Below are 22,128 nucleotides of genomic sequence, written 5' to 3' on the forward strand. Positions count from 1 at the left end.
AGTTAAGTGACTTCCTCACTGACGGGACCGCGATCGAGGGGCGCGGGCGCTGCATGGATCTCGCGGTCGAGCTGTTCATCGACCTTGGCATCGTCGGGGAATTTCGGCATTCCCGCAATCGCGTCCTGCAGCCACAGCTTGGCCTGGATGACGGGCCGGCGCAGCCAGCGCTCCCGCTCCAGCGCGCGGTGCATCTTGCGGGGGCGATCGGTGTAGCGCCACCGCGCCCATGGCGCATGCGGCCGGGACAGCCGGATCGCACCGACGAACAACAGCGGGGTGATGAACATCCCCACGAGGCCGGTCCAGACCTTGCCTTTGAGCAGCACGATCACCGCCAGGCCCAGAGTCAGGACCGCCACTGCGACCACGATGGCCCGCGCCACCACGGACTGATCGCTGCGCCAGATGTCGATGTCGAAGAACGACAGCGGGCTGAACCCGAGGATCAGCAGCCCGGCGACCGCGACGGCGACGAACACCGCGTCGACCGAGGTCCGCCCGTCCTCTGCCCAGTACACATCGGACAGATGCAGGATCAACGCGAACTCGTCGAGGACCAGCGCCGCGCCGATACCGAAAAGGATGGCGGCCGCCGTGAACTCGGGCACTCCCCCGTCGACGGCAAGCGTCACCATCGCCACCCCGGAGATCATGACCAGGACCACACCGATCACCACATGGTGGATGTGCAGACCGCCGCCGCCGGAGATGTTGCGGGGCTGCCACCACTTGCGGGGGGCGTCGCTGTCAGCGTGGCGGCGGATGTACCGCACGATCGTGCGGGTCACGAAGAACGTCAGGATGAACGCGACCAGGCAGCACACCAGCGGCAGCCGCGACTGCGGGATGTCGGTCGAGAATCCGAAGTCCAGGTTCAGGGTCTGGCGCACTCAGAGAACTTGCGCCGACGTGCGCGTGTCCATGCCGGGATACCCGCAGACGCGCCGGTGGGCACCGATAGTCTCTGCGCAATGAGTACGTGGCGGTCGCCGGGCGCGGCCGGTTGGGGGCCGACGCTCGCGTGGCGACTGTTTCAGCTGATGACCGCGGCGGCGTTGGTCTGGGCGGGCTGGCGGCTGCTCGGACAGACCCCCTACCGCATCGACATCGACGTCTACCGGATGGGCGGACAGGCCTGGCTCGACGGACAGCGTCTCTACGCCGACGAAACCGAGTTCTACACCCAGAGCGGCGTGGACCTTCCCTTCACCTATCCACCGCTGGCGGCCGTGCTGTTCGCCCCTTTCGCGTTGTTGTCGCTGGGCGGGGCGAACGTCGCCATCACCGTGACCACGCTGCTCCTGCTGCTGGTGTCGACGGTGATGCTGCTGACCCGGCTGGACGTGTGGTCCACCACCCGCATCACCGCTGACCCGGCGTGGGCACGTCGGTGCTGGCTGGCCGCGGCCGTCGTGGCTCCCGCGGTGATCTTTCTCGAGCCGATCCGGTCGAACTTCGACTTCGGCCAGATCAACGTGGTGCTGATGACGTTGGTCATCGCCGACTGTGTCCCGCGAAGAACGCCCTGGCCCAGGGGGATGCTGCTCGGTATAGCGATCGCACTGAAACTGACGCCCGCGGTGTTCCTGCTGTACTTCGTGCTGCGCCGCGACACCCGCGCCCTGCTGGTCACGGCGGCATCAGCAGCGGTCGGGACGCTGATCGGCTTCGTGTTCGCGTGGCGCGACTCGTGGGAGTACTGGACCCACACGGTCGGCAACACCGGCCGCATCGGCCCCGCGACGCTGAACACCAACCAGAACATCGCGGGCGCGCTGGCCCGGCTGGGCCTCGCGGAGGGCGAACGATTCCTGCTGTGGACGGTCGCGTGCTTCGTGGTGCTCGGCCTCACCGTGTGGGCCGCCCGCCGGGCACTGCGCGCCGGGCAGCCGGTGCTGGCCCTGATCTGCGTGGCGATGTTCGGCCTGACGGTCTCGCCGGTGTCGTGGTCACACCACTGGGTGTGGGCACTGCCGGCAGTGCTGGTGTCGGCGGTGCTGGCGGTACGCCTGCGTCATGTCGCGCTGGGTCTGGTGTCCGCACTCGGGGTGGCCCTGATGGTGTGGACGCCGATCACGCTGCTGCCGATGCACCGTGAGACCACAGCGCCGCTGTGGCGCCAGCTGGCAGGAGGCTCGTACGTGTGGTGGGCCCTCGCGGTGATCGTGGTCGCCGGGACCGTCACCACCCGCGCCTCTGCCCAGGACAGCTCGGCAGAGGATGTCGCGCCGGTCTCCGCCTACAAACCCTGAATTGCCGGCTCAGCCGGCTTCCGCTGAATTGCCGGCTCAGCCGGCTCCCGCTGAATTGCCGGCTCAGCCGGCTCCCGCTGAATTGCCGGCTCAGCCGGCGGCGGCCTCCGGGAGCCGTGTCGGCGGCTTCACAGCTCCCTCAGCTTTTCCCTCTTTGATGTCGGCGGCGTAGAGGTCGACGTACTCCTGGCCGGACATCTGCATCAGCTCGTACATCACCTCGTCGATGACGGCCCGTTCGATGAACCGGTTTCCCGCGAGGCCCTCGAAGCGGCTGAAATCCATCGGCTCACCGAACTTGACGTGAACCCGGCCGAACCGCCACATCTTGCTGCCGGGGGGGTTCACGGAGTCCGTTCCGATCATCGCGACCGGGATCACCGGGACCTGGGTCTCCAGGGCCAGCCGGGCCAGCCCGGTCTTGCCCTTGTAGAGCCGTCCGTCCGGCGACCGGGTGCCCTCGGGGTACATGCCCAGCACCTTTCCCTGCCCGAGAATCCGCTCCGCAGTGGTCAGCGCGTCCTGGGCGGCGTCCGCACCGGCACGGTCGATCGGGACCTGGCCGGCGGCGGTGTAGAACCACCGGGTGAACCAGCCTTTGAGGCCGGTACCGGTGAAGTACTCGGCTTTGGCCAGATAGGTGATCCGACGATTCACCACGAGGCACTTGTAGAAGCTGTCCGCCACCGCCAGGTGGTTACTGGCCAGGATCACCGCTCCGGACTGCGGGACATGCTCGAGCCCTTCGACTTTCGGGCGACCGAGCAGCGACAGCAGCGGTCCCATGAAGACGAACTTGAACAGCCAGTACCACATGGAACCTCCGCATCAGCCGACCGCGGGGCCGGTCGGGTTGGCCGACCGCCGGCACGGTGCTCTGGGACAACCTTACCCACGGGTGTGTGCGCGCGACCACAAGTGCGCGTCACTCCTCCACAATCACCGTGATGCGCTGATAGTGACCGGGCTCCGCCGGCCCGGCCGGTTCGGGCGGGGGTTGCCCCTCCGGTGGTGGCCCGTCGGGTTGCGGCGGGGTCCCGGCACCGTCGAGGTTGTCGATCATCGCCTTGACCACCGTCAGCAATGCGACGCTGTGCTCGGCGAGCACGTTGAGCAGTGGGTGTTGCTCACCGGAGATCAGTGCGGCGAGCGCACACACCGGGCACCACACCTGCTCGCACTTGCCGGGACCGCCGGCCTGCGCTCTGGCCGCGGCCAACCGCACCGCGGGATCGAGGCGGTCGAGTATCGACTGCGCGAGTTGCCGCAGTTCGGGACCAATGTCGGAGTGGGAGCCACTCAAGCCGGCCACACCTCCGGGTTCGGTCGGAATCGCACCGTCAACTCGGTGCCGCGCAGCGCGGCGTCGGTGACGATGCATCGCCTCAGCACCGACGCCAGCCGCACCCGGCGCCGCATCCCGCCGGCGCCGATGATCAGGTCGTCACCGACCCTACCCAACGACAGCGCGGAGGAGTCGACCTGCGGCAGTTCCAGCCGCAGCCGGTACACGGCGTCCAGACCGGCGCCCGACTCGCGGTCGACCACAGGCCGCAGCGGGCCCGGTGGCGGTGACCCATCCCTGCGGCGTGCGCAGTCCAGCAGCTCGCCGAGTGCCTTGGCTCCGATCGGCTCACCCGCCAGATGGGGCACCTGAACCAGTGCGACGTCGCCGATGACACGGTCGAGTTCGTCGAGCACCACCCGTTGCTCGGAGATGCGTTCGGCGTACCAGTCGAATGCCGGATGCTCGGGAAGGTTGTGATACTCGAACGAATCGTCTTCGACAAGAAGCTGGTTGACGATGAGCTCGGCCACCTGCACGCCCATCAGGGCCAGCGAGCCCAACGTGCGGACCGCCTCGGCTGCGACCACCCGCTCGGCCGTCATCACCAGGTGGGCGCTGACCCTCGCCGAGTCGGTGAGCATGGTGCTGAGCTGATCGGTGCCCATGCCGATCCGCTCGAGCAGGGCCACCACAGCGGCGGTGCGCGCGTCGTCAGCGCCGGACAACCGACGGTGCCTGGGCCAGGCGCGCTCGAGGTACAGGGCGAACGCCGCGGGCAGCGTGAGCATCCGCATCGCGTCGGCGGTCGAGGCGCAGTCGACGACGACGAGGTCCCACTGCCCCGAGTCGGCGAGTTCGCCGACCTCGTGCAGTCCGAGCACCTCCTGGACTCCCGGAAATGCGGAAAGCTCTTCTGGCGCAATATCTCCGACGTCGGACTCGGGGAACCTCTCGGAGAGCAGGCCGGCGATCTCCCGCCACCGCGTGGCCAGCAGCGCCAGGGTGTCGAGGGCGAGAGCGTCCAGCAACCCACCGCCCGATTCCGCGGTGTCGAGTTCGGCGAGCACCCGGGTGGGCTCGCGCCTGCCGGTGGGGGTGATGGTCGTGCCCAGCACGTCGCCGGTCGAATGCGCCTGGTCGGTGGACACGACCAGCACCCGCATCCCGGTGCGCGCAGCACGCACAGCCGTGGCGGTCGCCAGCGTCGACTTCCCCACGCCGCCCTTGCCGACGAACAGACTGATCCGGGCTCTGCCGGCCGCACGCACCGCGTCGGCGGCGTGCCCGTCCTCAGTCAGCCTCGACTCGTTTCTTGAGGTCCTTCAGCGCGGTATCGGTCAGGCGCCGTTCAGCTTTGCGCTTCAGCAGGCCGATCATCGGGATGATCAGGTCGACCGCCAACTCGTAAGTGACATCGGTGCCAGATCCCTTGGGCGAAAGCCGATACGCACCCTCCAGAGACTTCAGCAAGGTGCTCGACACCAGCGACCACGTCACGGAGTCCCGGTCGGCAGGCCACTGGTAGGCCAGCACCATGGTGTCCTTGAGCACCGCGGCATCCAGGACCAGCCGGGCCACCTTCGGGTAGCCGGCCTCGTCGGCCTCGAGGACCTCGGCCTCTTTGTACTCGGCGACCCAGTCCGGGTACGAGCCGATGTCGGCGATCACGTCCATCACCGTCGAAGGGTCGGCATCGATGAAAATGGTCTGCGCCGTCTTGTCCGCCACTGAATCAATCCCCGCTAGGTCTGGTCGCTGGCCAAAAATCTACTCTCCCCTCCCGGGATCGGCCCCCGTACTCACGATTGAGGGGCCCGACCCGGGACCGGCCTCACGCCAGCCGGGATACCCCGACCGGACGTCCGGCCTCCAACCGGTGCTTGACCTCGAAGGCCATGTCCTTGCCTGCCACCCGGCGCCGGTGGTTCATCTTGGCGAGGTTCATCTTCGCCAGCTCCCACGCCGCGGCTCCCGACGGCTCGGCATGCAGGAAGTAGTGCAACACCACACCATCGGGGCCGTGGCGCGTCTTTTCCAGCCAGATCTCCATGGTCCCCGTCAGCGCACCGGTCACCGTCCACCGTTGCCCGACCTCACCGCGGTCCTCGACGACCGTCAGGCGCAGGTCGGGCCACCACCGCGACCAGCTCACCGGGTCGGCGACGGCCCTGCCGACCTCGGCCGGATCGGCCGCGATGAAGGTCTCATCGGCGATCTGGATGCTGTTCATGACAGACAAGCTTCACACATCACCGGTCCTGCCCCGGTGCTGGCCGACTAGGCTGGACACGGCAACACCTTTTGTCGAGCCGCCTGAGAATCACGAGAGGGCCTCCACCGTGCGCGAGTTCAGCGTTCCCGCATCATTCACCGTCGGCGAGCACGACAACATCGTCAGCTCCGTCTATACCCACGAGCGCGACAATCCCGACCACGTGATCTTCCAGCGCCTCGTGGACGGCAACTGGGCCGATGTGACCTGCCGCCAGGCGGCTGACCAGATCCGTTCTGTGGCAAACGGTTTGATGGCCCACGGGGTCCAGCCCGGCGATCGCGTGGCGATCCTGTCCGCAACCCGCTACGAATGGCCGATCCTGGACTTCGCCATCCTGTCGATCGGCGCCGTGACGGTGCCCATCTACGAGACCAGCTCCGCGGAGCAGGTGCAGTTCGTGCTGGCCGACTCCGGCGCGGTCGCGGCGTTCGCCGAGACCGATGCGCATGTCGGCCGGATCGAGCAGCTACGAGACCAGTTACCGCAGCTGCGCAAGGTCTACTGCATCGAGGGCCAGGGCCCGGCGGCCCTCGACGAGCTCGCCGACGCGGGCCGGGACGTCGAGGCCACCGCCGTCGACGAGCGGCTCGCCGCGATCCGGTCTGCCGACCCGGCGACACTGATCTACACCTCGGGCACCACCGGGCGTCCCAAGGGCTGCCAGCTGACACACTCCAACCTGCTCTACGAGATCCGCGGCGCCAAGGCGTGCTTCCCCGATCACCTGGCCAAGGGCGAGAAGCTGCTGGTGTTCCTGCCGCTGGCCCATGTGCTGGCCCGCGCACTGACCGTCGCCGCTTTCTCCGGCGGGGTGACGCTGGGCTTCACCAGCGACATCAAGAACCTGGTGCCGATGCTGGCGGTGTTCAAGCCGACGCTGGTGGTGTCGGTGCCGCGGGTGTTCGAGAAGGTGTACAACACCGCCGAACAGAACGCAGAAAACGACGGCAAGGGCAAGATCTTCCAGATCGCCGCCGACACCGCGATCGAATGGAGCAAGGCCCAGGACAGCGGTGGCGCCGGGTTGCTGCTCAAGCTCAAGCACGCGGTGTTCGACAAGCTCGTCTACGGGAAGCTGCGTGCTGCCCTCGGCGGCAACTGCCACGCCGCGATCTCCGGCGGCGCACCGCTGGGGGCGCGGTTGGGGCACTTCTACCGCGGTGTCGGCCTGTCCATCTACGAGGGCTACGGACTCACCGAGACCAGCGCGGCGATCACCGTGAACCGGGTGGGCGAGCTGAGGGTCGGTTCGGTGGGCAAGCTGCTGCCCGGCAACAGCATGAAGCTGGGTGACGACGGCGAGCTGCTGGTCAAGGGTGGCGTCGTGTTCGGCGGCTACTGGGGCAATGAGGAAGAGACGAAGGCGGTGTTCACCGCGGACGCAAGGAGCGAAAACGGCACCGGGGACTGGTTCCACACCGGCGACCTCGGCACGATCGACGACGACGGGTTCCTGACGATCGTCGGTCGCAAGAAGGAGATCATCGTGACCGCCGGCGGCAAGAACGTCGCGCCCGCGTTGCTCGAGGACCGGCTGCGGGCGCACCCGCTGATCAGCCAGGCGATGTGTGTCGGCGATGCGAAGCCGTTCATCGCGTCGCTGATCACCATCGACCCCGAGGCGTTCCCCGGCTGGAAGGAACGCCACGGCAAGGCCGCAGACGCCTCGGTATCCGATCTGACCACCGATCCGGACCTGTGCTCGGAGGTCGAGCTGGCGGTCAAGGAGGCCAATCAGGCTGTGTCGAAGGCCGAGCAGATCCGCAAGTTCCGCATTCTGCCGGTCGACTTCACCGAGGACACCGGTGAGCTGACACCCACCCTGAAGGTCAAGCGCAAGGTCGTCGCGGAGAAGTTCGCAGCTGACATCGACGCGCTCTACGCAAAGGGTTAGGGCGGGGCTAGAGCAGCCGGGCCAGCCGCTGCGCCTGGGTGTGCCACTGCCAGTTGTCGACGGCCCAGCGGCGGCCTGCTGCGCCCATCTCCGCGGCGCGGCGCGGCGAGTCGAGCAGGTCGATGACGGCAGCGGCGATCGCACCGACATCCCAGCCGTCCACGACGGTGCCGGTCTGGCCGTCGAGCACCGTCTCCGGCGCGCCGCCGGACCTGCCGGCCACCACGGGCACGCCGCAGGCCGACGCCTCCAGGTAGACAATGCCCAGCCCCTCGACGTCCAGCCCCGCCCCCCGGGTTCGGCACGGCATCGCGAAGACGTCGGCCATGGCGTGATGTGCCGGCAACTCGGCCCCGGGCACGCTGCCGGTGAACAGCACGTGCTCGGCGACGCCGAAGCTGTGCGCGAGGCGGGTCAGTGTGGTCCGGTACGGCCCCCCGCCGACGATCACCAGCGCCGTGCCCGGCACCCGTTCCCGGATCGCCGGCAGCGCCCGGATCAGCATGTCCTGCCCTTTGCGTGGCACCAGCCGTGACAGACACACCACGACCGGGCGCCCGCCGAGCCGGTAGCGCGTCCGCATCTGCGCCCGCGCAACCTCGTCGGGGACGAAGCGGTCGATGTCCACGCCGGGCGGGACGTGCTCCAGCGCCGCCGCAGGCCCGAACGCCGAGGCGAACCGTCCCCGGGTGTAGGAGCTGATGTAGGTCACCGCGTCGGTGTCGTTCCCGATGCGTCGCAGCGCCTGCCGTGCCAGCGGCAACATCGACCAGCCGACCTCGTGTCCGTGGGTGCTCGCGATGACCCTGCCCGCACCCGCGGCCCGCGCCAGCGGGCTCAACAGCGCCAGCGGCGCAGCGGCGCCGAACCACACCGTGTTGATGTCGCGCTCGGCGATGAGGCGGCGCATCCGCAGCGCCACCGACGGTTCGGGCACCATCAGGGTTCCCTGGTGTCGGACGATCTCGTACCCGGCAGCAGCGGCAGCGGCGTCGTACTCCGGGGCGCCCTTCCACTTCGGCGCGTAGACGGTCAGGGTGTGGCCGCCCGCCCCTGTGAGATGGGTGACCAGCGCCTCGAGGTAGGACTGGATCCCACCGCGTCGAGGCGGAAAGTCGTTGGTGACCAGCAGCACCCGGCTCATCGCGGCCCCGTCAACTGTCGCGCCATTGCCGCCATCCGTGCAGCACCGCCGGCAGCTCGACGCCGAGCGCCTCGCGCACCGCGGTGGTGATGTCGGCGTGGCCGGGTCCACAGGCCTCGAGGTAGAGCGTCTTCAGCCGGTCGGCTCCGTAGGCGCCGGCAACATAGGAGGCGAAGGACCAGGCCCGGTCGTATGCCGCCGAACGGGCCGGGCCCGCGGTGGCGAACTCGGCGTCGGTGGGCAGCTCCGGGGCCACCGGCGGAGGCGCCGCCGCGGCGGGCCTGCCGACGAAGTCGGCGACTCCCTCGGTGAGCCAGGTCGGCGCATCCGGCGCCGTCTCCGCTCGCGCGGCGTGGTGAAAGAGTTCGTGGCGCAGCACGATTCGCAGGTCGGACTCGGTCATACCGGCGGCGGCCGGCGAGAACATGATCCGCTCGGCGGTGGTCGTCGCAGCGACGTCGGTGCCGCCGCCGGCCAGGGTCGCGAACTGTTCGGGTGATCCGGCGACAACGATGTCGAGTTCCCTGGGCCAGTTCTGCCCCCAGAATGCGGTGACGGCGGCCGTGGCACCGGGCAGTTGCGCCGCGATGCGGTTCAGCAATGCGGCGCCGCCGGGTGCGCCGAGGTCGATCAGCTGGGTGGCCCGGCCGTCCGGTGTGGTCACCGTGCGCGCCGCAGCGCTCAGCACGTCAGCCGACGGCGACGGGTTCGCCGCGACCGACTGCGACGGCGATGCGACGGCGGGACCGGCAGGCTCGGCCTGGGACCCGCCCACCAGCAGGACCGCGCAGATCAGTTCGGCGCCGAGAACTGCGCCCAGCCGACGGCGGTCAGCCGCGCGCGCCGTGTCAGTAACGCCGGACGTTGTGGATCGGCGCATTGTGCACCGGGGCGACTCGCACCGGTGTGCCGTAGGTCGAGGCGTGCACCATCATTCCGTCACCGATGTAGATGCCGACATGCGATGCGTCGGAGTAATAGGTGACGAGGTCACCGGGTTGCATCTGATCCGACGACACCGGCTGTCCGCCCCGGGCCAGCGCCTGGCTGGAGTGCGGCAGCGAGATGCCCGCCTGCTGGAAGGACCACATCACCAGGCCGGAGCAGTCGAAAGCACCCGGCCCCGACCCACCCCAGGAATACGGAGAGCCGACCCGGCTCAACGCGGCCTGGATGACCGTGCTCGAGTGAGGAGCGCCGGGAGGTGCGATGTCGCCCGGGGGGATCGCGGCTGGGACGTCGGGAAGGGGCTGGGGAGCCGGCGGCGCGGCCAGCACGGCCGGGTCCTGTCCCGGCGGCATCGGCGCCGGCGGCGCGGGAGGAGGCGGCGGCATCGCGGCGAGCGTCTCGCGCTGGACCGGCGTCAGCGACTCGTACTGCGCCTTGACCACCGCGATCTGCACCTGCAGCTGGCTCTGCTTGGACTGGAGGTCTGCGCGCACGGCCGCGGCCTGCTCGGCGGCCGTCTTCGCCTCGGCGGCCGACGCGGCCGAGGCCTGCTCGGCCAGCTGTGTCTGCCGGCCGAGTTCGCGATAGCGCACCATCTGCGCCTGCATCTCGTGCGCCATCACGCGCTGCACCGACATCTGCTCGATCAGGCCCTGCGGCGACGATGCGGTCAGCATGGCGTCGAAACCGGAGGTGCGACCGCCCATGTACTGGGCGGCGGCCAGGGTGTCGACCGAGTTCTGGAACGTCGCAAGCTGCTCGCGGGCCGATTCGACGGCCGCGACATCGCTGGCGTGCTTGGCTTCCGCCGCCTGCTGGACCTGCAGCTTGTTGTCGAGATCGAGCTGCGCCGAGTGCATGGCCTCGGTGGTCTGCTCGGCCTGGCGGGACAGTTCGGTCAACTTCGCCAGCGCGTCGTCGGCGGGATCAGCCTGCGCCTGTCCGATCATCACCGAAAGGAGAACGGTCAGCCCGGCTATCGCACTGATGACGGGTCGCCAAGAACGACGGGTGCTGCTGTGCGCGCGAACGAGCCTCAAGATTTGCGTCCTTCAACTGCCGTAACGGAGCCGTCTCGAACTAACACTCAGGTCTCGGATAGGTTACGAAACGGCATCGGCCTTGTCCATCAGGAGACGCAAATTTAACAGGCGGGGCCGTGATGAGCACAACGCCCGCAGCGGCGCGTGTCATCAGGCAACTCCGGTGCCCTTCTCCCGGTGGATCGGGACCAGCCGCAATCTCGGGGCCAGCCCCACATCAGCCAGAACCTCCAGCGCCCGACGCTCGTCCATCAGCAAAGTTTCGGGCACGCCGAGCAACACGCTGACGACACAGTCCTGGCAACCGGAACCGCGCACTGCGCAGTCGTCGCAGTCGATCGTCACCGTCCCGGTCTCGTCGTCCGGGCCGGGTCCATCACCCGGCGGCCGCAGTTCCTGTGCCATCGCACCGTCCTCTCGATCGGAGTCATCCGCACGGTATAGACCGGTACCGACAAGTCCGCGACACGGCGATCGGGGAACCGACATGCGGCGCAGCTGCCGGGGTTTGTCAGGGGTGGCGCTTACCTTCGGCGCATGGGTCAGCTCAGCTTTGCGGACGTCGATCCGCTCGCCGACCCGACGCTTCGGGAGACCACGTTCGTGGTCGTGGATCTGGAGACCACCGGCGGCCGACCCACCGGTGACAGAGCCGACGCGATCACCGAAATCGGCGCGGTCAAGGTCCGCGGCGGCGAGACCCTCGGCGAGTTCGCCACCCTGGTCGACCCGGGGCGCGCCATCCCGCCTCAGATCGTCGCGTTGACCGGCATCACCTCGGCGATGGTGTACGACGCACCGACGATCGACCGGGTGCTCCCGTCGTTCCTCGAGTTCTGCCGGGGCGCGGTGTTGGTCGCGCACAATGCCGGTTTCGACATCGGGTTCCTGCGCGCCGCGGCCGAACGTGGTCATTTCCCGTGGCCGAAGCCGCCGGTGCTGTGCACCGTTCGGCTGGCACGCCGGGTACTCACCCGCGACGAGGCACCCAGCGTGCGCCTGGGCGCGCTCGCTGCCCTGTTCGGCGCCTCGACCACTCCCAACCACCGCGCGCTCGACGACGCCCGGGCCACCGTCGACGTTCTGCACGGGCTCATCGAGCGCGTCGGCAACCAGGGGGTGCACACCTACGCCGAGCTGCGGTCGTATCTGCCGGATGTGACGCCGGCGCAGCGCAGCAAGCGCCACCTCGCCCACAGCCTGCCCAGGGCCCCCGGCGTGTACCTCTTCCGGGGGCCTTCGGGGGAGGTGCTCTACGTCGGCACCGCCGTCGATCTGCGGCGTCGGGTGTCGCAGTACTTCAACGGCGCCGACCCGAGGACCCGGATCAAGGAGATGGCGTCGCTGGCCACCGCGGTCGACCACGTCGAGTGCGCACACGAACTGGAAGCCGGGGTCCGGGAGCTGCGGCTGCTGGCCGCCCACGCGCCGCCATACAACCGGCGATCCAAGTTCCCCCAGCGCTGGTGGTGGGTGCAGCTGACCGACGAGGCATTCCCCCGGTTCTCGGCGGTCCGCACGCCCCGCAGCGGCAGCGCCGTCGGGCCCTTCCGGTCCCGCGCCGACGCGTTGGCAGCGGCGGCGCTGATGGCCCGGTTCACCGGCGTACGGGATTGCACCAACCGGCTGGGCCGGTCGGCACTGCACGGTCCGGCCTGTCCCGAACGGGAGGTCTCGCCGTGCCCGGCCGCCCGCGGTGTCACCGCCGGCGAGTACGCGACCGCGGCGCGGGCGGCGCTCGCGCTCATCGACGGCGACGACGGGCGTCCGCTGCAGGCGGCGCTGTCGCACATCGCCGACCTGGCCGGGCGCAACCGCTACGAGACGGCCGCGCGGCTGCGCGACCACACCGCCGCCACCATCGACGTACTGTGGCGCGGCCAACGGCTACGGGCGCTGGCATCGGTTCCGGAGATGGTGGCGGCCAGGCCCGACGGGGCCCGTGGCTGGCACCTCGCGGTCATCCGGCGCGGTCAACTGGCCGCTGCCGGCGTGGCACCCAGGGGGGTACCGCCGATGCCGGTCGTGGACGCGCTGTGCGCCGGAGCGCAGACCGTGCTGCCCGGCGCGGGTCCGTTGGGCGGCGCGCTGGTCGAGGAGACGGCGCTGATCACCCGATGGCTGGCCCAGCCCGGCGTCCGGATCGTGCGCACCGACGAGGGCTACTGCTCACCGGTCGGCGCAGCCGGGCGCTGGGCACGATGGGCGGCCACGGCCCGTTCGGCCCGCCTTGCCGCCGAACAGACCGTCGCCTCAGAGCTGCTGGGTGAACCGCACCCAACGCGCGAGCAGTTGTTCGGCCGCCCCGGAGTCGATCGCGTCGGCGGCGCGGGCCAGGCCCGACTCCCACGCCGGGACCCACTTGGCGTCGCTGGATAGTCCCGCGTGCGCAACCAGCGCACCGGCGGCATTGAGCACCACCGCGTCGCGCACCGGTCCTCTTGCCCCGCCGAGCACCGCTCTGGCCTCCGCCGCGTTCGCCTCGGCGTCACCGCCGACCAACGCAGAGATCTCCGCGCGCTGGAACCCGAATGCGGCCGGGTCGAATGTCAGACGCTCGACGGTGCCTGCCTGTACCCGCCAGATCGTGCTGGTCGTCGTCGTGGTCAGTTCGTCGAGTCCGTCGTCACCGTGCACGACCAGAACGCTCGACCCGCGGGTGGCGAACACGCCTGCCATCACCTCGGCCAGATCACCCCAGGCACAGCCGATCAGCCCGGCCCTGGGGCCCGCCGGATTCGTCAGCGGGCCGAGCAGGTTGAACACCGTGGGCACGCCGATCTCGCGCCGTACCACCCCGGCGTGCTTGTAGGAGGGGTGGAACTGCGGCGCGAACGCGAACCCGATGCCGACCTCGGCGACGCTGCGCGCCACCTCGTCGGGCCCCAGATCGATCCGCAGCCCCAACGCCTCGAGGGTGTCGGCGCCCCCGGACAGCGACGACGCGGCCCGGTTACCGTGCTTGACCACCGGCACCCCCGCGGCGGCGACCACGATCGCCGCCATCGTGGAGAGGTTGACGGTGTTGGCGCCGTCGCCACCGGTGCCCACCACATCCACTGTCGCGGTGCCGATCCTGTCCGTCGGCACCCGCCGCGCATGTTTGAGCATGATCTCGGCCAATTCGGTGACCTCGGCCGACGTCGGGCGCTTCATCTTCATCGACACGCCGAACGCGGCGATCTGCGCTGGGGTGGCGGTGCCCGTCATGATCTGGTCCATCGCCCAGGCCGCCTGACCGGGCGCAAGCGATTGACCTGTGGTCAACCTGCCGAGAATCTGCGGCCATGTCGGGGGGTTGGGCGATGACGGAGGGTCGGGCGGAGAAGAAGTCACCGAAAGATTATGACTAATTGCTGCACCCGGGTGGAGTTCGACAACTACAAAGCGTCATACTTGCTTCTGTGACGAGCGCTGTAGGGACCTCGGGAACGGCCATCACGTCTCGGGTGCATTCGCTGAACCGGCCGAACATGGTGAGTGTCGGCACGATCGTGTGGCTTTCCAGTGAGCTGATGTTCTTTGCCGGCCTGTTCGCGATGTATTTCACCGCGCGCGCCCAGGCCGGCGGCGACTGGCCGCCGGAGCCCACCGAGTTGAACCTCGCGCTCGCCGTCCCGGTGACGCTGGTGCTGATCGCGTCGTCGTTCACCTGCCAGATGGGCGTGTTCGCCGCTGAGCGCGGCGACGTCTTCGGCCTGCGACGGTGGTACACCCTCACCTTCGCGATGGGGTTCTTCTTCGTCCTCGGTCAGGCCTATGAGTACTTGCATCTGGTCGAGACCGGCACCACGATCGCGGGCAGTGCCTACGGCACGGTGTTCTACCTGGCCACCGGCTTCCACGGGCTGCACGTCATCGGCGGCCTCATCGCCTTCGTCCTGCTGCTGATCCGCACCCGGATGAGCAAGTTCACCCCCGCGCAGGCCACCGCCGCGATCGTCGTGTCCTACTACTGGCACTTCGTCGACATCGTGTGGATCGCCCTGTTCGCCGTCATCTACTTCGTGCGATGACCCGCCCGACGGCAGGCGCCTCCCCAGAGCAGCCGATCTCTCAGAACCAGCCGATGAGAAGGGGTTCGATGACAACCAAGTCCCGCCGCCGGCTACGCCGGCGCCTCTCGGCAGCACTGCTGCTGCTGACCGGACTGGCAGTCGCCGGTGGCCTGGCGGCCACTCTCACACCGGCACCGCAGGTGGCCGTCGCCGACGAGTCGGCCTCGGCCCTGCTTCGCACCGGCCAGGAGCTCTACGACACGTCGTGCGTCACCTGCCACGGCGTCAACCTGCAGGGTGTAGCCGACCGCGGCCCCAGCCTCATCGGCGTCGGTGAAGCAGCCGTCTACTTCCAGGTGTCGACCGGTCGCATGCCGGCGATGCGGGGCGAGGCGCAGGCTCCGCAGAAGCCACCGCATTTCGACGAAGCCCAGACCGACGCTCTCGGCGCCTACGTCCAGGCCAACGGCGGCGGCCCCGTCGTACCCCGCGACGAGGACGGCAGCATCGCCTCCCAGTCCCTCATCGGGGACGACGTCGCCCGCGGCGGCGATCTGTTCCGCCTCAACTGCGCGTCCTGCCATAACTTCACCGGAAAGGGTGGCGCGCTGTCGTCGGGTAAGTACGCCCCGGATCTCGGCAACGCGACCGAGGCGCAGATCTACACCGCGATGCTCACCGGCCCGCAGAACATGCCGAAGTTCTCCGACCGGCAGCTGACGCCGGATGCCAAGCGCGACATCGTGGCCTACGTCCGTGAGGCGTCCGCGACCCCGACGCCGGGCGGCCTCGGACTGGGCGGTTTCGGCCCCACCTCTGAGGGCATGGTCGCGTGGATCGTTGGAATGGTGGCCATCATCGCGGCCGCCCTCTGGATCGGAGCCCGCGCATGAGCGACAACAGCGACGACGATCTCAAGGGCTCCGACACCCCGGGCCAGAAAGGCACCCCCGGTCAGCCGACCGACGCCGAACTCGCCGAGATGACCCAGGAGCAACTCGTCGAACTGGGCGGCCGCCTCGACGGAGTCGAGATCGTCCACCGCGAAGACCGGTGGCCGGTGCCCGGCACCAAGGCCGAGAAGCGCGCCGAACGAACGGTCGCGTACTGGCTGCTGCTTGCGGGCTTCTCCGGTCTGGCGTTGCTGCTGGTCTTCCTGTTCTGGCCGTGGGAGTACCAACCCTACGGTTCCGAGGGCGAGTTCCTGTACACGTTGGCCACCCCCCTCTACGGCCTCACGTTCGGGTTGTCGATCCTGGCCATCGGTGTCGGCGCGGTGCTCTTCCAGAAGAAGTTCATCCCCGAGGAGATCTCGATCCAGGAGCGCCATGACGGCAGCTCCCCGGAGCTGCACCGTAAGACCGTCGCCGCCAATCTGGGCAACGCACTGGACACCTCGACGCTCAAGCGCCGCAAGATGATCGGGCTCTCCCTCGGCATCGGGTTCGGCGCCTTCGGGGTGGGCACGCTGGTGGCGTTCGTCGGCGGCCTGATCAAGAATCCGTGGAAGCCGGTGGTGCCCACTGCCGAGGGCATGAAGGCCGTGTTGTGGACCTCGGGGTGGACCCCGAGGTTCGAGGGCGAGACCATCTTCCTGGCCCGGGCCACCGGCAATCCCGGCGAGTCACCGTTCGTCAAGATGCGCCCGGAGGACATCGACGCGGGCGGCATGGAGACGGTGTTCCCGTGGCGGGAGTCCGACGGTGACGGCACCACTGTCGAGTCCGAGCATCATCTCTTCGAGATCTCGATGGGTGTACGCAATCCCGTCATGCTGATCCGCATCCGGCCCAGCGACATGAAGCGGGTGGTCAAGCGACAGGGCCAGGAGAGCTTCAACTTCGGTGAGCTGTTCGCCTATACGAAGGTGTGCTCACACCTGGGCTGTCCGTCCTCGCTCTACGAGCAGCAGACCTACCGCATCCTCTGCCCCTGCCACCAGTCGCAGTTCGACGCGCTGCACTTTGCCAAGCCGATCTTCGGTCCGGCGGCCCGCGCTCTGGCGCAGCTGCCGATCACCATCGATCAGGACGGCTACCTGGTCGCCAACGGCGATTTCATCGAACCTGTCGGACCGGCATTCTGGGAGCGCACGTCATGAGCCCACGACCGAACATGGCCGAGATCGCCGCCAAGCAAGGCGAAGCGATCGACTCGCGGTATCACCCGTCGGCCGCGGTGCGCCGGCAGCTGAACAAGGTGTTCCCCACCCACTGGTCGTTCCTGCTGGGTGAGATCGCGTTGTACAGCTTCATCGTGTTGCTCCTCACCGGGGTCTGGCTGACACTGTTCTTCGACCCGTCGATGGCGCACGTCACCTATGACGGGGTGTACCAGCCGTTGCGCGGCGTGCAGATGTCGCGGGCCTACGAGACCGCGCTGGAGATCAGCTTCGAGATCCGCGGTGGGTTGTTCGTCCGTCAGGTCCACCACTGGGCCGCGCTGCTGTTCGCCGCGTCGATCATGGTGCACCTGGCCCGCATCTTCTTCACCGGCGCATTCCGCCGTCCGCGCGAGGCCAACTGGGTGATCGGCTCGCTGCTGCTGATCCTGGCGATGTTCGAAGGCTTCTTCGGCTACTCGCTGCCCGACGACCTGCTCTCGGGCACCGGGCTGCGGGCCGCGTTCTCGGGCATCACGATGGGCATACCGGTGGTCGGCACCTGGATGCACTGGGCACTGTTCGGCGGTGACTTCCCCGGCGAGATCATCATCCCCAGGTTGTACGCGCTGCACATCCTGCTGATTCCCGGCATCATCCTGGCACTGATCGGCGTGCACCTGGCGCTGGTGTGGTTCCAGAAGCACACCCAGTTCCCCGGCCCCGGACGCACCGAGCACAACGTCGTCGGGGTCCGGGTGATGCCGGTGTTCGCCGTGAAGTCCGGCGCGTTCTTCGCCGTCACGGTCGGCATCCTGGGCCTGATGGGCGGGCTGCTGCAGATCAACCCGATCTGGAATCTCGGCCCCTACAAGCCGTCCCAGATCTCGGCGGGCAGCCAGCCGGACTTCTACATGATGTGGACCGACGGGCTGATCCGGTTGTGGCCGGCCTGGGAGTTCTACTTCTGGGGTCACACCATTCCGCAGGGCGTATGGGTCGCGGTGGGAATGGGCGTGATCTTCGGGTTGCTGGTCGCCTACCCGTTCCTGGAGAAGAAGTTCTCCGGCGACGATGCGCACCACAACCTGCTGCAACGTCCCCGGGACGCACCGACACGGACCGCGGTGGGCGCGGCGGCGATCTCGTTCTACATCCTGCTGACGTTCGCCTGCATGAACGACATCATCGCCTACAAGTTCCACATCTCGCTCAACGCGACCACCTGGATCGGGCGCATCGGCATGGTGTTGTTGCCTGCGATCGTCTACTTCGTCACCTACCGCTGGGCGGTGGCGTTGCAGCGCAGCGACCGGGAGGTCCTCGAGCACGGGATCGAGACCGGCATCATCAAGCGGCTCCCCCACGGCGCGTATGTCGAACTGCATCAGCCGCTGGGGCCCGTCGACGAGCACGGCCACGCGATTCCGCTGGAATACCAGGGCGCGGCGTTGCCGAAGCGAATGAACAAGCTCGGTTCCGCGGGGGCCCCAGGCACCGGCAGCTTCCTCTACGGGGATCCGCTCTCCGAGCACGAGGCGATCACCGAGGCCGCACACAGCTCGGAGCGCCGGGCGCTCACCGCGCTGCGGGAGCACCAGGATCGCAACGGGCAGTCCAACGGCAACGGCTCGTCAGATGGCTCATCCAACGGCTCCTCCAACGGACACCACTGACAAGCAACATCTCGAACAGCAAGGCACCGGATCCGTCTCGCAGGCCGAGACGGATCCGTTGTCGTTGCGGGTCAGACGTTGCAGGTCGGACGAAGTGTTGCCGGTCGAAACAGCCGAGTCGACTCAGCCGAGGAGCGCGCGCAGTTCGCGCAGGAAATACCACGGGATGGCCACCATGGCCACCGTGACCACCCCGGCGACGCCGTAGAAGACCCAGGCGACGGTGTCGCTGTCGACCGCCATCAGATACGTCGACACCGCGGTCAGCAGCGTGGCGACGCCCATGGCGCCCACGATGGCGGCAGCGCACCGGAGCCACACCTGGTCGACGGCCGGCGCGGTGGCCGAGGCCGCACCGAGTGCCCCGGGTAGCGGGCGGCTGGGCTCCACCGTGGCAGGGGCCCGGAACTTCTCGGTCGGCGCCTCTGCGCCGCGTGCCGGGGTCTGCGGCGAGGGTGCGTCGGCCTGCGGGCGCGACTCGGGCGCGGAGTCCTCACGTGCGGAACTACGCGCCCGCAGCAGTAGCGGCACCGCCGCGATGATCACCACCGCGGAGACACCGATCACGGTGTAGAGCACCCATGGGGTGCCAGAGTCGCCGCCGGATGTGGCACCACTTCGGGACAGATCCACCAGCGCCACCGTCGCGGCGACCCCGGCTCCCAGAGCTGCCAGCCAGGCCGCCGCCGCGCTGCCGAGCAGGATTCGGTCGACTCGGTCCAGAGCGGAGAAATCAAGCGCGGGACCCGGTCCCGAACGGTCGGCGGTGTCAGCGAGGTATGTCATCAGCGGTGTGGTCTGCCTAACAACTGGTCTGTGCAGCGTTGTTGGTGTTCGACGACAGCACTTCGCCGTCGCTTGTGGTGATCGAGCAGTTCAGCCTGCTGACCAGGAACAGGCTGGACGCCTGCACGGAACCGACCTCGGACTGCGAGATCGGGGTGACGGTCAGCGACCAGGGGATGTAGACGTTCCGCTGGGTGCGACTGCGGCCGGACGCGTCGATATAGGTGACCGAGATGATGTCACCCGGCGCCTTGGTCCCGGTGACGGAGTAGGTCACCTGCCGGGGACCCGCCCGCGTGGTTGTCGTCGGTGGTGGCGGCGGTGGCTCCTCGGTGACCGGCGGCGGAGGCGGTGGCTCCGCAACCGGTGGCGGCGGAGGCGGCGGCTCCTCGGTGACGGTGATGGTCTCCGGGGGCGGCGGAGGCGGCGGCGGCTCCTCGGACGGTGGTGGCGGCGGAGGTGGCGGGGTGGTCGTGGTGAACTCGTCCTGCACCGGCGGTGCCGAACGCGTCGTCGTCTCGGGTGTGGCCAGATTGTCGGTGTCGGTGCGGGTCACCAAAACCGACACCGAGACCACCAGCGCGACCGCCGCGACGATCGCGACGACACCCACCACCCATGGCCACCGCGGGGGCGGCTGCGGCTCAGCGGTGTCGACAGCGGGGTCGTAGCTGTCGTAGTCGTAGAGCGCCGCGTCGGCAGGGAGGTAGGGGGCGCTGACGAACTGTTCGGACTCCGGTGCCGAATACGCCTGCGAGTAATGGTCGGTCTGACCGGTGTCGTTGGGGTCGGAACGGGCTCCACCGTCCGGCGTGGCGCCGGCGGCCTCTTGCGTGGATTCGTCCGCGGAGTGCCGGCTACCCGGCTCCTCACCTGGGAGATCCGAACCGCCAGAGTCCCGTCCCGGGGGATTCGGCCCGCTCATCTACGCCTATCCTTGTCGACTGCTACTCCACCGCCGGTGGTGCCGTCAACGGCCCACGGCGCCTGGGCCACACTACCCAACGGAGACACCCGAATCGGACCCTCGGCGCGGTCGGCGGGCGAACTCATGCCCGGATTGTGACCTTCTGCCCGACACACAGCCCACAACGTCGAGAGAGCGGCTCAGTGCTTCTCGGGTCCCACGTGGTACTCGAAGACCAGACCGCACACCGTGGCCAGCACGAAGCAGACGCCGGCGACGATCAGCCAGGGCAGCCACATCGCCATCCCGACCGCGGTGATCGATGCCGACAGCGCGATGAAGATCGGCCACCAGCTGTGCGGCGGATAAAAGCCCAGTTCACCGGCGCCGTCGGCGATCTCGGCGTCCTCGTAGTCCTCCGGCCGGGTGTCGAGACGACGCGCGACGAACCGGAAGAACGTGCCGATGATCAACGTCAGACCGGTGGTCAGCACGAGCGCGGTGGTGCCCGCCCACTCGACGCCGCCGGGGGCGAACATCGCTGTCAGAACGGCGTAGATGACCGAAGACAACGCGAAGAACGCGGTGAGGAACTCGAACAACCGGGCTTCGATATGCATGTGCTGTCCTACCTGCTCGCCTGGGGGATCTGCGGCGCCTGCTCTCCGCGGCGGGTGTCGAACGGCTCGGTGGTGACCGCCAGCGGCGGCTGGCCGATCGCCTGCAGCGCCTCGGCGTTGGTCATACCGGCGATGCGCTGCCCGAGATAGGCCTTGAAGTCATTGGGCTCCACCACGCGCAGCTCGAAGTTCATCATCGAGTGGTAGGTGCCGCACATCTCCGTGCACCGGCCGACGAACGCGCCGGTCTGGTTGATCTCGCTGACCTGGAAGATGTTGTCGGAGTTGTTCTCCGCCGGGTTGGGCAGCACATCGCGCTTGAACAGGAACTCCGGCACCCAGAAACCGTGGATGACGTCGGACGAGGCGATCTGGAACTCGATCCTCTTGCCGGAGGGCACCACCAGCACCGGGATCTCGTTGGACGAGCCCAGCGTCTCGACCTCGTTGAAGTTGAGGTAGGTGCGGTCCTCCGGGCTGACTCCGCCGATCGCGCCGACCTGGCCCCCGCCGTGGCCTTCTTCACCCTCACCCTCGGCCTCGCTACCCTCCGGGGCGGCGGCCATGGCCTGTTTGCGCTCGTCCTGGGCGCCCTCGTAGCTGTAGGTGCCGTCGAGGAAGTCGACCTTCTGGTAGCCGAACTTCCAGTTCCACTGGAAGGCGGTGACGTCGATCACGACCTCGGGGTTTGGCTCCTTGTGCAGCATCCGCTCCTGCACGACGACCGTGAAGTAGAAGAGCACCGAGATGATCAGGAACGGGGTCACGGTGAGCGCCAGCTCGAGCGGCATGTTGTAGCCGAACTGCCGCGGCAGCTCCGTGTCGTCCTTCTTCTTGCGGTGGAACACCACCGTCCAGAACAACAGGATGTAGACGATCGCCCCGACGACCAGTGCGGCGATCAGCGAACCGATCCACAGTTCGCGGTTCAGGTGCGCCTCAGGGGTGATGCCGTTGGGCCAGCCGAGGCCGAGCACCTCCGACCAGCTGCACCCGCTGAGCAGGACCGTCGTCCCTCCCAGGAGAACGGACAATGCCACCAACTTCAGGCCGCGAGCGGACACGTTGGCGCCTCCTTGAAAGTCATCGGGGCAGTCGGTGGACCGCCCGGCGGTCAGACGACTGCACTGAATACTACGCAGCGTAGACCACCCCCAGGGGGTGGAGCGAAGCGACCGGGGAATGTGTCCGGT

The 22,128-nt window shown here is 68.5% G+C and carries 21 protein-coding genes and 1 pseudogene; 7 read left to right on the forward strand and 15 right to left on the reverse strand.

The genetic code is table 11. The annotated features are described in order from the left end of the window. Positions 1–2: 2 nt before the first annotated feature. Entirely contained in the window at positions 3–893 is an 891-nt protein-coding gene (locus G6N53_RS21420) for a hypothetical protein (RefSeq protein WP_163891811.1), read from the reverse strand. An 81-nt stretch (positions 894–974) separates the two neighbouring features. Here G6N53_RS21420 and G6N53_RS21425 point away from each other — a divergent pair, with 81 nt between their 5' ends. Beyond that, the gene (locus G6N53_RS21425; RefSeq protein WP_163891814.1) at positions 975–2,255 is read left to right on the forward strand and encodes a glycosyltransferase 87 family protein; all 1,281 of its coding nucleotides are present in this window, start codon (positions 975–977) and stop codon (positions 2,253–2,255) included. A gap of 90 nt (positions 2,256–2,345) precedes the next feature. Here G6N53_RS21425 and G6N53_RS21430 read toward each other — a convergent pair whose 3' ends face one another. The 5 genes from G6N53_RS21430 to G6N53_RS21450 all read right to left on the reverse strand — a co-directional run bounded on the left by G6N53_RS21430 (position 2,346) and on the right by G6N53_RS21450 (position 5,773). Then, positions 2,346–3,071: a lysophospholipid acyltransferase family protein gene (locus tag G6N53_RS21430; protein ID WP_163891818.1), complete on the reverse strand. Its 726-nt coding sequence runs from the start codon at positions 3,069–3,071 to the stop codon at positions 2,346–2,348. Between the two features lie 109 nt (positions 3,072–3,180). Then, positions 3,181–3,558: a hypothetical protein gene (locus tag G6N53_RS21435; RefSeq protein ID WP_163891821.1), complete on the reverse strand. Its 378-nt coding sequence runs from the start codon at positions 3,556–3,558 to the stop codon at positions 3,181–3,183. Beyond that, the gene (locus G6N53_RS21440) at positions 3,555–4,811 is read right to left on the reverse strand and encodes an ArsA family ATPase (RefSeq protein WP_163891823.1); all 1,257 of its coding nucleotides are present in this window, start codon (positions 4,809–4,811) and stop codon (positions 3,555–3,557) included. The genes G6N53_RS21435 and G6N53_RS21440 overlap by 4 nt, the downstream gene beginning before the upstream one ends. 22 nt (positions 4,812–4,833) lie before the next feature. Beyond that, complete coding sequence (locus G6N53_RS21445) at positions 4,834–5,271, reverse strand: SRPBCC family protein (protein ID WP_163891826.1); 438 nt, start codon at positions 5,269–5,271, stop codon at positions 4,834–4,836. Between the two features lie 103 nt (positions 5,272–5,374). Then, positions 5,375–5,773, reverse strand: a complete 399-nt coding sequence (locus tag G6N53_RS21450; protein ID WP_163891829.1) for a polyketide cyclase / dehydrase and lipid transport — start codon at positions 5,771–5,773, stop codon at positions 5,375–5,377. A gap of 109 nt (positions 5,774–5,882) precedes the next feature. Here G6N53_RS21450 and G6N53_RS21455 point away from each other — a divergent pair, with 109 nt between their 5' ends. After that, positions 5,883–7,712: an AMP-dependent synthetase/ligase gene (locus G6N53_RS21455; protein WP_163891832.1), complete on the forward strand. Its 1,830-nt coding sequence runs from the start codon at positions 5,883–5,885 to the stop codon at positions 7,710–7,712. A 7-nt stretch (positions 7,713–7,719) separates the two neighbouring features. Here the strand turns inward: G6N53_RS21455 and G6N53_RS21460 are convergent, their stop codons facing one another. The 4 genes from G6N53_RS21460 to G6N53_RS21475 all read right to left on the reverse strand — a co-directional run bounded on the left by G6N53_RS21460 (position 7,720) and on the right by G6N53_RS21475 (position 11,252). Further along, entirely contained in the window at positions 7,720–8,856 is a 1,137-nt protein-coding gene (locus G6N53_RS21460) for a glycosyltransferase family 4 protein (protein WP_163891835.1), read from the reverse strand. 10 nt (positions 8,857–8,866) lie between these two features. After that, a complete protein-coding gene (locus G6N53_RS21465; RefSeq protein WP_163891838.1) occupies positions 8,867–9,736 on the reverse strand; it encodes a peptidase in 870 nt (289 codons plus the stop codon). Further along, positions 9,705–10,844: a peptidoglycan hydrolase RipC gene (gene ripC / locus G6N53_RS21470; protein ID WP_163891841.1), complete on the reverse strand. Its 1,140-nt coding sequence runs from the start codon at positions 10,842–10,844 to the stop codon at positions 9,705–9,707. The genes G6N53_RS21465 and ripC overlap by 32 nt, the downstream gene beginning before the upstream one ends. Positions 10,845–10,997: 153 nt before the next feature. After that, the gene (locus tag G6N53_RS21475; RefSeq protein ID WP_163891845.1) at positions 10,998–11,252 is read right to left on the reverse strand and encodes a hypothetical protein; all 255 of its coding nucleotides are present in this window, start codon (positions 11,250–11,252) and stop codon (positions 10,998–11,000) included. Between the two features lie 132 nt (positions 11,253–11,384). On the opposite strand from G6N53_RS21475, the pseudogene G6N53_RS21480 reads away from it, so the two are divergent. Next, positions 11,385–13,163: pseudogene (locus G6N53_RS21480) on the forward strand (DEDD exonuclease domain-containing protein); the annotation flags it as partial. Here the strand turns inward: G6N53_RS21480 and trpD are convergent. After that, positions 13,101–14,183, reverse strand: a complete 1,083-nt coding sequence (trpD, locus tag G6N53_RS21485; RefSeq protein ID WP_237166599.1) for an anthranilate phosphoribosyltransferase — start codon at positions 14,181–14,183, stop codon at positions 13,101–13,103. The pseudogene G6N53_RS21480 and the gene trpD overlap by 63 nt on opposite strands. A gap of 68 nt (positions 14,184–14,251) precedes the next feature. Between trpD and ctaE the strand changes: the two genes are divergently transcribed. The 4 genes from ctaE to qcrB all read left to right on the forward strand — a co-directional run bounded on the left by ctaE (position 14,252) and on the right by qcrB (position 18,622). Next, the gene (gene ctaE / locus G6N53_RS21490) at positions 14,252–14,863 is read left to right on the forward strand and encodes an aa3-type cytochrome oxidase subunit III (RefSeq protein WP_163891852.1); all 612 of its coding nucleotides are present in this window, start codon (positions 14,252–14,254) and stop codon (positions 14,861–14,863) included. Between the two features lie 68 nt (positions 14,864–14,931). Beyond that, positions 14,932–15,738 carry a cytochrome bc1 complex diheme cytochrome c subunit gene (qcrC, locus tag G6N53_RS21495; protein WP_205390428.1) on the forward strand — a complete coding sequence of 269 codons (807 nt, stop codon included), beginning with the start codon at positions 14,932–14,934 and terminating at the stop codon, positions 15,736–15,738. Next, complete coding sequence (gene qcrA, locus G6N53_RS21500) at positions 15,735–16,946, forward strand: cytochrome bc1 complex Rieske iron-sulfur subunit (RefSeq protein ID WP_163891853.1); 1,212 nt, start codon at positions 15,735–15,737, stop codon at positions 16,944–16,946. The genes qcrC and qcrA overlap by 4 nt, the downstream gene beginning before the upstream one ends. Then, positions 16,943–18,622: a cytochrome bc1 complex cytochrome b subunit gene (qcrB, locus tag G6N53_RS21505; protein ID WP_163891856.1), complete on the forward strand. Its 1,680-nt coding sequence runs from the start codon at positions 16,943–16,945 to the stop codon at positions 18,620–18,622. The genes qcrA and qcrB overlap by 4 nt, the downstream gene beginning before the upstream one ends. A gap of 123 nt (positions 18,623–18,745) precedes the next feature. Here the strand turns inward: qcrB and G6N53_RS21510 are convergent, their stop codons facing one another. From G6N53_RS21510 to ctaC, 4 genes are all read right to left on the reverse strand, one after another. Beyond that, on the reverse strand, positions 18,746–19,408 hold the full coding sequence (locus tag G6N53_RS21510; protein ID WP_163891859.1) for a DUF2561 family protein: 663 nt from the start codon (positions 19,406–19,408) through the stop codon (positions 18,746–18,748). Positions 19,409–19,424: 16 nt separating this feature from the next. Next, positions 19,425–20,333, reverse strand: coding sequence for an MmpS family transport accessory protein (locus G6N53_RS21515; protein WP_163891862.1), 909 nt, complete (start codon positions 20,331–20,333; stop codon positions 19,425–19,427). Between the two features lie 182 nt (positions 20,334–20,515). Further along, positions 20,516–20,935, reverse strand: a complete 420-nt coding sequence (locus G6N53_RS21520; protein WP_163891865.1) for a cytochrome c oxidase subunit 4 — start codon at positions 20,933–20,935, stop codon at positions 20,516–20,518. An 8-nt stretch (positions 20,936–20,943) separates the two neighbouring features. Further along, entirely contained in the window at positions 20,944–21,999 is a 1,056-nt protein-coding gene (ctaC, locus tag G6N53_RS21525; protein WP_163891868.1) for an aa3-type cytochrome oxidase subunit II, read from the reverse strand. Positions 22,000–22,128: the final 129 nt, after the last annotated feature.

It is taken from the genome of Mycolicibacterium hippocampi, from assembly GCF_010723735.1.
Classification (GTDB): domain Bacteria; phylum Actinomycetota; class Actinomycetes; order Mycobacteriales; family Mycobacteriaceae; genus Mycobacterium; species Mycobacterium hippocampi.